The sequence below is a fragment of the Phytopseudomonas flavescens genome, from assembly GCF_900100535.1.
Lineage (GTDB): Bacteria > Pseudomonadota > Gammaproteobacteria > Pseudomonadales > Pseudomonadaceae > Aquipseudomonas > Aquipseudomonas flavescens.
The window spans coordinates 109,821-122,880 of sequence record NZ_FNDG01000006.1; the positions used below are offsets into that span (position 1 = coordinate 109,821).

The window sequence follows — 13,060 nt, forward strand, 5'->3', positions numbered from 1 at the left end:
AAGTTATGGATGTGAATAGGAAATCGGTCGTGCTAGGGCTCTTCAGTAAGAAAGCGAACACGCTTTTGGGGATCGATATAAGTTCGACCTCCGTCAAACTCCTCGAATTGAGTCGCTCGGGGAGCCGCTACAAGGTAGAGGCCTACGCTGTCGAGCCGCTGCCTGCCAATGCTGTCGTCGAAAAGAACATTGCCGAGCTCGAGGGTGTCGGTCACGCGCTCGCACGGGTTCTGAGCAAGGCCAAGACCGGCGTGCGCTCGGTATCCGTCGCCGTGGCCGGTTCGGCGGTGATCACCAAGACCGTCGAGATGGACGCGGGGCTTTCCGACGATGAGCTGGAAAATCAGCTGAAGCTCGAGGCCGATCAGTACATTCCTTATCCGCTGGAGGAAGTGGCGATCGATTTCGAGGTCCAGGGCATATCTCCTCGCAATCCCGAGCGCGTCGATGTGCTGCTGGCTGCTTGCCGCAAGGAGAACGTCGAGGTTCGCGAGGCCGCGCTGGCTCTGGCCGGGCTGACCGCCAAGGTGGTGGATGTCGAAGCCTATGCGCTGGAGCGCGCCTATGGATTGCTTGCCGAACAGCTTGGCGGTGTGCATGACGATCTGACCGTTGCAGTGGTGGACATCGGCGCAACCATGACAACGCTCAGCGTGCTGCATAACGGACGCACCATATACACCCGTGAGCAGCTGTTCGGTGGCCGGCAACTGACCGAGGAAATCCAGCGTCGCTACGGGCTTTCCGTCGATGAGGCCGGCCTCGCCAAGAAGCAGGGCGGTTTGCCTGACGACTATGACAGCGAGGTGCTGCAGCCGTTCAAGGATGCCCTGGTGCAGCAGGTATCCCGTTCCTTGCAGTTCTTCTTCGCTGCTGGCCAGTACAACGATGTCGACTACATCCTGTTGGCGGGCGGCACGGCCTCGATTCCCGATCTCGACCGGCTCATCCAGCAGAAGATCGGCACCCAGACCCTGGTTGCCAATCCGTTCGCGGACATGGCCCTGAGCGGCAAGGTCAATGCCGGGGCGCTGGCCAGCGACGCGCCGGCGCTGATGATTGCCTGCGGCTTGGCGATGAGGAGTTTCGACTGATGGCACGGATCAACCTCCTACCATGGCGCGAGCAGCTCCGCGAAGAACGCAAGCAACGCTTTCTGGTTTGCCTGGGCGGTTTGCTGGTAGTCGCCGCGGGCCTGGTGTTTCTGGGCGATCAGTACCTCAATGGCGAGATCGAGAACCAGCAGGCACGCAACGATTACGTGCGCAAGGAGATCGCTGTGCTGGATAAGCGCATCGCCGAAATCAGTGAGCTGCGCACACGTCGCCAGCAGCTACTGGAGCGCATGAAGATCATTCAGGATTTGCAGGGCAATCGTCCGATCATCGGGCATGTCTTCGACCAGTTGGTGCGAACGCTTCCCGATGGTGTGTATTTCACGGCCGTGAAGATGACCGACAAGACCATTGCCATCGTCGGCGCGGCCGAGTCGAACAGTCGTGTTTCCAAGCTGATGCGCGACATGGATGCCTCGGATTGGCTGGCATTGCCGAACCTGACCGAGGTCAAGGCGGTTACCGCCGGCGCGGTGGACCAGGCCAACACCTTTCAACTGACCGTGCAGCAGTCGCGGCCTGCCAGTGAAGAAGCGGAGGTCAAGCCATGAGTCTGAACGATTCCCTGGCGAGCTTGCGCAAGATCGATTTCAATGATCTCGACCTCAACAACATCGGTTCCTGGCCCTCCGCGGTCAAGGTCATTGCCGGCATGATTGCCGTGGTACTGGTGTTGGCGCTCGGCTACAACTTCCACCTGAAAGACCTTCAGGCGAACCTCGATCAGCAGCGCATGGATGAGGAAACGCTCAAGGAGCAGTTCTCCAGCAAGGCATTCCAGGCAGCCAACCTCGAGGCTTATCGCGAGCAGATGAATGAAGCGGAGGTGTCGTTCGGTGCACTGCTCAAGCAATTGCCGAGCGATACCGAGGTGCCGGGGCTGCTCGAGGATATTACCCGTATCGGTCTGGACAGCGGCCTGGAATTCGAGGAAATCAAGCTGCTGCCGGAAGTCACCCAGCCGTTCTATATCGAGCTGCCCATCCAGATCAAGGTGGTGGGTGGCTACCACGACCTGGCGACTTTCGTCAGCGGGGTCGCCAGTCAGCCGCGTATCGTCACGTTGCATGATTTCGAGCTGGTTCCCGCCGAGCAGGGCAGCACGTCCAAGCTGCGCATGAGTATCCTGGCCAAGACCTATCGCTACAATGACAAGGGTGCACATCCATGAAGCGGGTTTTCTTGTCCAGCCTACTGTTGCTCAGCCTGGGCGGTTGCGGTAGCGGCGACTTCAGTGATCTGCAGGCCTATATGGATGAGGTGCGGGCACGGCCGAAAGGCCAGATCGAGCCACTTCCACAACCCGAGCCCTATGAAAGCTTCACCTATAGCGCCGCGGCCCTGCGTAGCCCGTTCCAGCCGCCCGTGAAGATCGATCCGATCAGCCGGACCAAGGGCAGCAAGGAAATCAAACCGGACGAAACCCGGGTCAAGCAGTTCCTCGAAGGCTTCAATATCGAACTCTTCGAGATGGTGGGTACGCTGGCCAACAACAGCGGTTCGTTCGCGTTGGTCAGCGGAGCCGGTGGGGTTCATCGCGTCAGGGTCGGGGACTACCTGGGGCGCAATGAAGGCCGTATCGTCGCCATCGACAGTGCCAAGATCGACGTCGTCGAAATCGTCCCTGATGGTGATGGTGGCTGGCTCGAACGCCCCCGTACCCTCACTCTGAAGGAGCGCTCCTGAGGAGCGAGGTGAAGCATGAACAGAAATAACCGGTCTGCCAAACGGAACCCAAGCATGAACAGCTCTTTTTCGCGTCTCGGCGTTTCGCTGCTGGCGATCCTGCTCTCCCCTGCAGCGCTGGCAGCCAACCTGCAAGCGCTGGATGTCGCAGCTCTGCCGGGTGACCGTGTCGAGCTGAAACTGTCGTTCGACGAGCCGGTCAGCGCACCGCGTGGCTACACCATCGAGCAGCCAGCCCGCATCGCCCTGGATCTGCCTGGGGTCGCCAACAAGCTGGGCGCCAAGAACCGCGAACTGGGGATGGGCAATGCCCGCAGCGTTACCGTCGTCGAGGCCAAGGATCGCACCCGACTGATCATCAACCTGACCAATCTGGCGCCTTACAATACCCGTACCGAAGGCAACAACCTGTTCGTACAGGTCGGGACCGGTGTCGCCACTACCGCAGCCAGCGCCGCTGCCGCCCCGGCAAGTGCGCCGGCTGCTGCCCGCCCCGCCCCCGTGGCTGCTACACCGGTTGCGGCTCCCGCAGCGCCGAAGGTGTTCGGCGCGGTGAACAAGGCGATCCGCAACATCGATTTCCAGCGTGGTGAGCAGGGCGAGGGCAACGTCGTCATCAACCTCTCCGATGCCTCCGTCAGCCCCGATATTCAGGAGCGTAGCGGCAAGATCGTGCTGAACTTCAATCGCACCCAGTTGCCGGAAGCCCTCCGTGTGCGCCTGGATGTCAAGGACTTCGCCACGCCGGTGCAGTTCGTCAGCGCCAGCGGCACCGGTGATGATGCGAGCATCGTCATCGAGCCGGTCGGGTCGTTCGACTACCTGGCCTACCAGACCGAGAACAAGCTGACCCTGAGCGTCAAGCCGCTGACCCAGGAAGACGCCGAGAAGCGCCAGGCCGAGCGGTTCGCCTACACCGGCGAGAAACTGTCGCTGAACTTCCAGGACATCGACGTGCGTTCGGTGCTGCAGTTGATCGCCGACTTCACCGACCTCAATCTGGTTGCCAGTGACACCGTGGCCGGCAATATCACCCTGCGTCTGCAGAACGTGCCCTGGGATCAGGCGCTGGATCTGGTGCTGAAAACCAAGGGCCTCGACAAACGCCAGGTGGGTAACGTGCTGTTGGTGGCGCCAGCCGAAGAGATCGCCGCCCGGGAGAAGCAAGAACTGGAGTCGCAGAAGCAGATTGCCGAGCTGGCGCCGCTGCGTCGCGAGCTGATCCAGGTCAACTACGCCAAGGCCACCGATATGGCCAAGCTGTTCCAGTCGGTGACCGGGGCCAGCGGCGCCGCCGGTCCGGTGGATGAGCGCGGCTCGATTACCGTCGACGACCGCACCAACAGCATCATCGCCTACCAGACCCAGGAGCGTCTGGACGAGTTGCGCCGAATCGTGGCGCAACTGGACGTGGCGGTTCGCCAGGTGATGATCGAGGCACGGATCGTCGAGGCCAACGTCGATTACAGCAAGGCGCTGGGGGTTCGTTGGGGCGGCACACTCGGTAGTGCGGGATCCCGTTGGAGATCCTACGGTAAGGACGGCAACTTAGGGATAGAGGATGAGGACGGTGCTACCTGTGGGCCATTCGCTGGCAACTGTACTCGTCCCACATCTGGTGATTCCAACTCTCCGACACCTTTCGTTGACATGGGCGTTGCGAACAGCACCTCGGGCATCGGTATTGGTTTTATCACCAACAGCGCCATCATTGATCTGCAGCTTTCCGCCATGGAAAGTTCGGGTAATGGTGAAATCGTCTCCCAACCCAAGGTGGTAACTGCGGATAAGGAAACGGCGAAGATCCTCAAGGGGCAGGAAATCCCCTATCAGGAAGCGAGCTCCAGTGGCGCTACCTCGACATCTTTCAAAGAGGCTGCCTTGTCGCTGGAAGTGACGCCGCAGATCACTCCCGACAATCGCATCATCATCGAAGTGAAGGTGAACAAGGATGCACCCGACTACCAGAATCAGCTGAACGGGGTTCCGCCCATCAGCAAGAACGAGGTCAACGCCAAGGTGCTGGTCTCCGATGGCGAAACCATCGTGATCGGCGGGGTATTTGAAAACACTCAAACCAAGGCAACCGAGAAAGTGCCTTTCCTTGGGGATGTGCCCTACCTCGGACGCCTTTTCCGTCGCGACACGATTACCGATAGCAAGACCGAGTTGCTGATTTTCATCACCCCACGCATCATGAACACTTCCGCGGTGGCCGTGAGTCGGTAATTAGTGCGTAATCTGATCCTTGTCGGCCCGATGGGTGCTGGAAAAAGCACCATCGGGCGCTTGCTTGCCAAAGAGTTGCGGTTGCCATTCAAGGACTCCGACAAGGAGATCGAACAGCGTACCGGTGCCGACATACCCTGGATCTTCGATGTCGAGGGTGAGCAGGGGTTTCGCGAGCGCGAGCAGGCGGTGATCTGCTCGCTTTGCCAGTCCAACGGGCTGGTGTTGGCGACCGGGGGGGGCGCGGTGCTGCGGCCACAGAACCGGCAAGCGCTGCGCGCCGGTGGGCGGGTGGTGTATCTGCATGCCTCCGTCGAGCAGCAGATCGATCGCACGGCACGTGACCGTAATCGTCCATTACTGCGCACGCCCAATCCCGGGCTGGTGCTGGCCGACCTGCTCGCCATTCGTGATCCGCTGTATCGGGAAATCGCCGATGTGATCATCGAGACCGATGAGCGCCCGCCGCGTATGGTGGTTCAGGAAATTCTCGAGCGGCTGGAAGCGCTGGCACCGCGTTAATGACAGGGCCTAACTGCGTTATCCTAGCGCCCTTTTCAATCGGGGGCTCCATGCAAACACTTCATGTCGATCTCGCTGAGCGCAGCTACCCCATCCATATCGGTGCCGGCCTGCTCGGTCGTGCCGATCTGCTGGCGCCACATATCGTCGGTCGCCAGGTGGCGATCGTCACCAACGAAACCATCGCACCCTTGTACCTGTCGACGCTGCAGGCGACTCTGGCGGATTACCGGGTCACCTCGGTAGTGCTGCCCGACGGTGAAGCATTCAAGAACTGGGAAACCCTGCAAATCATCTTCGATGGCCTGCTCGCTGCGCGCCATGACCGCCGTACCACGGTCATCGCGCTGGGCGGCGGGGTGATAGGCGACATGGCCGGGTTCGCCGCCGCCTGTTATCAGCGTGGCGTGAATTTCATCCAGATCCCGACTACCCTGCTGTCCCAGGTGGACTCTTCGGTCGGCGGCAAGACCGGTATCAATCACCCGCTCGGCAAGAATATGGTCGGCGCGTTCTACCAGCCTCAGGCCGTGCTGATCGACACCCGTAGCCTGCATACCTTGCCACCCCGGGAGCTGTCGGCGGGGCTGGCGGAAGTGATCAAGTATGGTCTGATCTGCGATGAGCCCTTTCTCGGCTGGCTCGAAACGAACATGTCAGCGCTGCGTGGCCTGGACCCGCTTGCACTGACCCAGGCGATCGAACGCTCCTGTGCCGCCAAGGCGCGGGTGGTGGGGGCCGACGAGCGGGAGACCGGTGTGAGGGCCACCCTCAACCTCGGGCACACGTTCGGGCATGCCATCGAGACCCATATGGGCTATGGCGTCTGGTTGCATGGCGAGGCAGTGGCGGCGGGAACGGCGATGGCGCTGGAGATGTCTCAGCGGCTGGGCTGGATCACTGCCGAAGAGCGTGACCGCGGCATTCGCCTGTTTCTGGCGGCAGGCCTGCCGGTGGTGCCGCCGCAGGAAATGACCCCCGCGGACTTTCTCGAGCACATGGCTGTCGACAAGAAGGTGCTGGATGGCCAGTTGCGTCTGGTTCTGCTGCGCTCGCTGGGCGAGGCGGTGGTGACCAGTGACTATCCACGGGACATATTGAGTGCCACCCTGGCTGCCGACTACCCGGCACTGGTGGCCCGGCTTAACAATCAGTGAGTATTCAATGACCAGTCTGCACGCCGACGAAGCGTTTCTCGACCACTATCAGTTCACCCATGATCCGTTCGCGGCGCGGGTGCCGGGTTTCAAGTTCTTCCCGGCGCAGCGCAAGCCGGTACTCGGGCAGTTGCATCATCTGGCACGTTACAGCCAGTTGCTGCTGGTGGTGACGGGCCCCGAGGGGAGTGGCAAGACCCTGCTGCGTCAGGCGCTGGTGGCCAGCACCAACAAGCAGGCCGTGCACAACGTGGTGGTTTCTGCACAGGGGGCTGCCGATCCAGCGACATTGATGCGGCATATCGCCCAGGGCCTCAACACTCAGCAGACGGATCACGCATCGCTGTTGGCGCAGGTCGGCCAGCTTTCGCTGACCGGGCAGGAAGTCTATCTGCTGATCGACGATGCCGAGGAACTCAGTGACGCTGCGCTGGAGGCGTTGCTGATACTGGCGCAGGGCAATACGGAAGGGCGTCCCCACGTCTTTCTGTTTGCCGACAGCGATCTCATCTCCCGTCTGGACGCTCTGGCCGATGCGGAAGAGGTATTCCACGTCATCGAACTTCAGCCTTACACCGAGGACGAAACCCGCGAGTACCTGGCGCTACGTCTCGAGGGTGCCGCCCAGGGTATCGAGCTGTTTTCCGATGAGCAGGTCGAGCTGATTCATGATCGCTCGGGCGGCTGGCCCGGCGAGATCAACCGGGTGGCGCGTGATGTTCTGATCGACGCCATGGCGTCGCGCCGGGGGGCGGCGAAGGCGGGCGGTTTCTCCTTCAACCTGCCGAAGAAGCATCTGTTGGCGCTGGCAGTGGTCGGTATCGGTGTGGTCGCGGCGCTGTTGATGCAGGGGCGTTCGGGGTCTAACGATGCTCCTGCACCACAAGCGCCGCTGCCAGTCGATGCAGCGCAGCAGTCGCAACAACAGCCCGAGTCGCAGGCGGCCCTGCCTGGCACCGAGCAGGCTGCCGATGGCCGGCCTGCCATCGAGTTCGCCGGCAGCAACCAGCCCCTGCCCCTTCCGCTGGTTGGACAATCGCAACCGGTGATTCGTCAGCCACTGGCCCAGGCCGCCGGGGAAACCGACGGGGAGGCCGCTGTGGAACTCCCCGAGCCGGTCACCAGTACGCCCGTGACAGTCCCTCCAGCGGCGTCCCAGCCAGCGCCCGCGACTGCGCCGCCCGCCACGCCTGCTCCGGCCAGGACGCCTCAGGCATCCGCGCCGCCCGCGCAGCAACCCAAGCCTGTGGAGCAGCCGAAGCCGGCTCAACAGGCCCCTGTGGCCAAGCCCGCTCCTGCCGCCCAGGCCCCAGCCGCTGCCAGTGCAGCGCCAGGCAATGGCTGGTATGCGGCGCAGAACAAGAGCCACTTCACCCTGCAGGTTCTCGGTACCAGTACGGAAGCCAGTGCACGTTCCTTCATCAGTCAGAACGGCGCGCAGTACCGCTACTTCAAGAAGATCCACCAGGGCAAGCCGCTTTTCGTCATCACTTATGGTAGTTTTGCCAGCCGCGATGCCGCCCAGGCGGCGGTGAAGACCCTGTCTGCGAAGGTGCAGGCCGGCAAGCCCTGGCCGAAGACCTTCGCCAGCGTCGCGCAGGAGATGGCGCCTTAGGCTGATCAAGCCCGCCACGGGCGCAGCGACTGCATCCGTGGACGGGTTCTCTTTCATTTTTGCGACATTTCATTCCGATATTTCGTCACATTGTTCTTTGTGACGCCTCTCTCGCTATGTACAATGACCTCCGTTTGCCTGTGCAAAGCCGGGCGCATCGACCTGCGCGCAGGGTAATTGGGTTGAATTAGAAAGAAAAATGCCGAATAAGGCAGTCTGGTGAGAGTTCCCTATGAAAGCAGGTCTGTACCATCCTGATGAGTTCAAGGATAACTGCGGCTTCGGCCTGATCGCGCACATGCAGGGTGAGGCCAGCCATCACCTCTTGCAGACGGCGATAGAAGCACTGACCTGCATGACCCACCGTGGCGGCATCAATGCCGACGGCAAGACGGGTGATGGCTGTGGTTTGCTGATCCAAAAGCCCGATCTGTTCCTGCGCGCCGTGGCGAAGGACACCTTCGGGGTCGAACTGCCCAGGCAATATGCCGTAGGCATGGTCTTCCTCAACCAGGACGAGACCAAGGCCAGCGCTGCTCGCGACAACATGAACCGCGAGATCCTGGCGGCCGGCCTGACCCTGGTCGGCTGGCGCAAGGTGCCCATCGATACCAGCGTACTCGGCCGCCTGGCCCTGGAGCGCCTGCCGCAGATCGAACAGGTGTTCATCAGTGCCGATGGCCTGAGCGACCAGGATTTCGCCATCAAGCTGTTCTGTGCCCGGCGCCGCTCCTCGGTGGCCAACGCTGCGGACAGCGAACACTACATCTGCAGCTTTTCGCACAAGACCATCATCTACAAAGGCCTGATGATGCCGGCCGACCTGCAGCAGTTCTACCCGGACCTGGGTGACGAGCGCCTGCAGACCGCGATCTGCGTGTTCCACCAGCGCTTTTCCACCAATACCCTGCCGAAGTGGCCGCTGGCCCAGCCGTTCCGTTTTCTCGCCCACAATGGCGAGATCAACACCATCACCGGCAATCGTAACTGGGCACAGGCGCGTCGTACCAAGTTCGAGAATGGCCAGATCCCCGCCCTAGAAGAGCTCGGCCCGCTGGTCAACCGGGTGGGCTCGGACTCTTCGAGCATGGACAACATGCTCGAGCTGATGGTCACCGGCGGCATCGACCTGTTTCGCGGCGTGCGCATGATCATTCCGCCAGCCTGGCAGAACGTCGAGACCATGGACGCCGACCTGCGGGCGTTCTACGAATACAACTCCATGCATATGGAGCCCTGGGATGGCCCGGCAGGCGTGGTGCTGACCGATGGTCGACACGCCGTGTGCCTGCTCGACCGCAACGGCCTGCGCCCGGCGCGCTGGGTGACCACCACCAACGGCTACATCACCCTGGCCTCGGAAATCGGCGTGTGGAGTTATCAGCCCGAGGACGTGGTCGCCAAGGGCCGTGTCGGCCCGGGCCAGATTCTCGCCGTGGACACCGAGACAGGTCAGGTGCTGACCACCGACGACATCGACAACCGTCTCAAGTCCCGCCACCCCTATAAGCAGTGGCTGCGCAAGAGCGCGCTGCGCATCCGCGCGACCATGGAAGACAACGACCATGGTTCAGCCTTCTACGAGGCTGATCAGCTCAGGCAGTACATGAAGATGTTCCAGGTCACCTTCGAGGAGCGTGACCAGGTGCTGCGCCCGCTCGCCGAGCAGGGCCAGGAGGCAGTCGGCTCCATGGGCGACGACACGCCGATGGCCGTGCTGAGCCAGCGCGTGCGCTCGCCGTACGATTACTTCCGCCAGCAGTTCGCGCAGGTCACCAACCCGCCGATCGACCCGCTGCGCGAAGCCATCGTCATGTCGCTGGAGATCTGCCTCGGTGCCGAGCGCAACATCTTCGAAGAGTCGCCAGAGCATGCATCGCGGGTGATCCTCAGCTCGCCGGTGATCTCCCCGGCCAAGTGGCGCAGCCTGATGAACCTGGAGCGCCCGGGATTCGAGCGGCAGGTCATCGACCTCAACTACGACGAGTCGATCGGCCTGGAAGCGGCCGTGCGCAACATGGCCGACCAGGCCGAGGAAGCCGTGCGCGCCGGCAAGGTGCTGCTGGTGCTGACCGACCGTCACATCGCGCCGGGCAAGCTGCCGGCGCATGCCGCGCTGGTCACCGGCGCGGTACACCATCGCCTGACCGAGACCGGCCTGCGCTGCGACTGCAACATCCTGGTGGAAACCGCCACCGCACGCGACCCGCATCACTATGCGGTGCTGATCGGCTTCGGCGCATCGGCGGTGTATCCGTTCCTGGCCTACGAAGTGCTGGGCGACCTGATCCGTACCGGTGAAGTGCTGGGCGATCTCTACGAGGTCTTCAAGTACTACCGCAAGGGCATTTCCAAGGGCCTGTTGAAGATTCTCTCGAAGATGGGCATCTCCACCGTCGGCTCTTACCGCGGCGCGCAACTGTTCGAGGCGGTCGGCCTGGCCGACGAGGTCACCGGCCTGTGTTTCCGTGGCGTGCCGAGCCGCCTCAAGGGCGCGCGCTTCGTCGACCTGGAAGCCGAGCAGAAAGCCTTGGCGGGCGAGGCCTGGAACAATCGCAAGGCGATCCAGCAGGGTGGCCTGCTGAAGTTCGTCTACGGTGGCGAGTACCACGCCTATAACCCGGACGTGGTCAACACCCTGCAGGCGGCAGTCAAGCAGGGCAGCTACGAAACCTTCAAGGAGTACACCAGGCTGGTGGATACCCGCCCGGTGTCGATGCTGCGTGATCTGTTGCAGGTCAAGCTGGCCGATACGCCGCTGTCCATCGACGAGGTGGAGCCGCTGGAGTCGATCTTCAAGCGTTTCGACGCCGCCGGTATCTCCCTGGGTGCGCTGTCGCCGGAAGCCCACGAGGCACTGGCCGAGGCGATGAACCGCCTCGGCGCGCGCTCCAACTCCGGTGAGGGCGGTGAAGATCCTGCACGCTACGGCACCCTGCGCAGCTCCAAGATCAAGCAGATCGCCACCGGCCGTTTCGGGGTGACCCCGGAATACCTGGTCAATGCCGAAGTGCTGCAGATCAAGGTGGCTCAGGGCGCCAAGCCAGGCGAAGGCGGCCAGTTGCCGGGTGGCAAGGTCAACGGTCTGATCGCCAAGCTGCGCTATGCGGTACCGGGCGTGACCCTGATTTCGCCACCACCGCACCACGATATCTATTCGATCGAAGACCTGGCGCAGCTGATCTATGACCTCAAGCAGGTCAACCCCAGCGCCCTGGTCTCGGTCAAGCTGGTATCCGAAGCCGGCGTCGGCACCATCGCCGCCGGTGTGGCCAAGGCCTACGCCGACCTGATCACCATTTCCGGTTATGACGGCGGCACCGGCGCTTCGCCGCTGACGTCGATCAAGTATGCCGGCGCACCCTGGGAGCTGGGCCTGGCGGAAACCCACCAGACCCTGCGCGGCAACGACCTGCGCGGCAAGGTGCGGGTGCAGACCGACGGTGGCCTGAAAACCGGCCTGGACGTGGTCAAGGCTGCCATCCTCGGCGCCGAGAGTTTCGGCTTCGGTACCGCGCCGATGGTCGCCCTGGGTTGCAAGTACCTGCGCATCTGCCACCTGAACAACTGCGCCACCGGCGTGGCCACGCAGAACGACAAGCTGCGCAAGGATCACTTCATCGGCACCGTCGACATGGTGGTGAACTTCTTCACCTTTGTTGCCGAGGAAACCCGCGAGTGGCTGGCCAAGCTGGGCGTGCGCAGCCTGGGCGAGCTGATCGGACGTACCGATCTTCTGGACATCCTGCCGGGTGAAACCGCCAAGCAGAACCACCTGGATTTGACCCCACTGCTGGGTAGCGATCACATCCCGGCCGACAAGCCGCAGTTCTGCGAAGTCGACCGCAACCCGCCGTTCGACCAGGGCCTGCTGGCCGAAGAGATGCTGGCGATGGCCAAATCGGCGATCGACAGCGCCAGTGGTGGCGACTACCAACTGGACATTTGCAACTGCGACCGTTCCATCGGGGCCCGCGTCTCCGGCGAAATCGCCCGGGTGCATGGCAACCAGGGGATGCTCAAGGCGCCGATCACCTTCCGTTTCAAGGGTACTGCCGGGCAGAGCTTCGGGGTGTGGAACGCCGGTGGCCTGAACCTGTACCTCGAAGGCGACGCCAACGATTACGTCGGCAAGGGCATGACCGCTGGCAAGCTGGTGATCGTGCCGCCCAAAGGCAGCCCGTTCAAGACCCAGGACAGTGCCATCATCGGCAACACCTGCCTGTACGGTGCCACCGGTGGCAAGCTGTTCGCGGCGGGTACTGCAGGTGAGCGCTTCGCGGTGCGCAACTCCGGCGCCCATTCCGTGGTGGAAGGCGTGGGTGACCACTGCTGCGAATACATGACCGGCGGTTTCGTCTGCGTGCTGGGCAAGACCGGCTACAACTTCGGTTCCGGCATGACCGGTGGTTTCGCTTACGTGCTCGACCTGGACAATAGCTTCTACGACCGCGTGAACCATGAGCTGGTCGAGATTCAGCGCATCAACAGCGAGTCCATGGAGGCCTACCGTAGCCACCTGGAGCGGGTGTTGGCCGAGTACGTCGAAGAGACGTCGAGCGAGTGGGGCCGCAATCTGCTGGAGAACCTGGACGACTACCTGCGCAAGTTCTGGCTGGTCAAACCCAAGGCTGCGAACCTCAAGTCGCTGCTCTCCAGCATCCGCGCCAACCCGCAATAAGCAGCTTCAAGCGGCGAGCCCCGACAGTGGGGCTCGCCGCTCAACGTGATTGTCT

9 protein-coding genes are annotated in these 13,060 nt (G+C 62.3%); all 9 read left to right on the forward strand.

Going from position 1 to position 13,060, the window contains the following annotated elements; all coding sequences use genetic code 11:
- The first annotated feature begins 29 nt into the window (after positions 1-29).
- Entirely contained in the window at positions 30-1,094 is a 1,065-nt protein-coding gene (locus BLR94_RS09805; RefSeq protein WP_084304632.1) for a pilus assembly protein PilM, read from the forward strand.
- Positions 1,094-1,666 carry a PilN domain-containing protein gene (locus tag BLR94_RS09810; RefSeq protein WP_084304631.1) on the forward strand — a complete coding sequence of 191 codons (573 nt, stop codon included), beginning with the start codon at positions 1,094-1,096 and terminating at the stop codon, positions 1,664-1,666. The genes BLR94_RS09805 and BLR94_RS09810 overlap by 1 nt, the downstream gene beginning before the upstream one ends.
- Entirely contained in the window at positions 1,663-2,286 is a 624-nt protein-coding gene (gene pilO / locus BLR94_RS09815; protein WP_084304630.1) for a type 4a pilus biogenesis protein PilO, read from the forward strand. The genes BLR94_RS09810 and pilO overlap by 4 nt, the downstream gene beginning before the upstream one ends.
- Positions 2,283-2,801, forward strand: coding sequence for a type 4a pilus biogenesis lipoprotein PilP (gene pilP / locus BLR94_RS09820; RefSeq protein ID WP_084304629.1), 519 nt, complete (start codon positions 2,283-2,285; stop codon positions 2,799-2,801). The genes pilO and pilP overlap by 4 nt, the downstream gene beginning before the upstream one ends.
- Before the next feature lie 54 nt (positions 2,802-2,855).
- A complete protein-coding gene (locus BLR94_RS09825) occupies positions 2,856-5,030 on the forward strand; it encodes a type IV pilus secretin PilQ (protein WP_084304628.1) in 2,175 nt (724 codons plus the stop codon).
- A gap of 3 nt (positions 5,031-5,033) precedes the next feature.
- Entirely contained in the window at positions 5,034-5,552 is a 519-nt protein-coding gene (aroK, locus tag BLR94_RS09830) for a shikimate kinase AroK (RefSeq protein ID WP_084304627.1), read from the forward strand.
- A 50-nt stretch (positions 5,553-5,602) separates the two neighbouring features.
- Positions 5,603-6,709: a 3-dehydroquinate synthase gene (gene aroB / locus BLR94_RS09835; protein WP_084304626.1), complete on the forward strand. Its 1,107-nt coding sequence runs from the start codon at positions 5,603-5,605 to the stop codon at positions 6,707-6,709.
- A 7-nt stretch (positions 6,710-6,716) separates the two neighbouring features.
- A complete protein-coding gene (locus BLR94_RS09840) occupies positions 6,717-8,324 on the forward strand; it encodes an AAA family ATPase (protein ID WP_084304625.1) in 1,608 nt (535 codons plus the stop codon).
- A 232-nt stretch (positions 8,325-8,556) separates the two neighbouring features.
- Positions 8,557-13,005, forward strand: coding sequence for a glutamate synthase large subunit (gene gltB / locus BLR94_RS09845; RefSeq protein ID WP_084304624.1), 4,449 nt, complete (start codon positions 8,557-8,559; stop codon positions 13,003-13,005).
- The last annotated feature ends 55 nt before the right edge of the window (positions 13,006-13,060 follow it).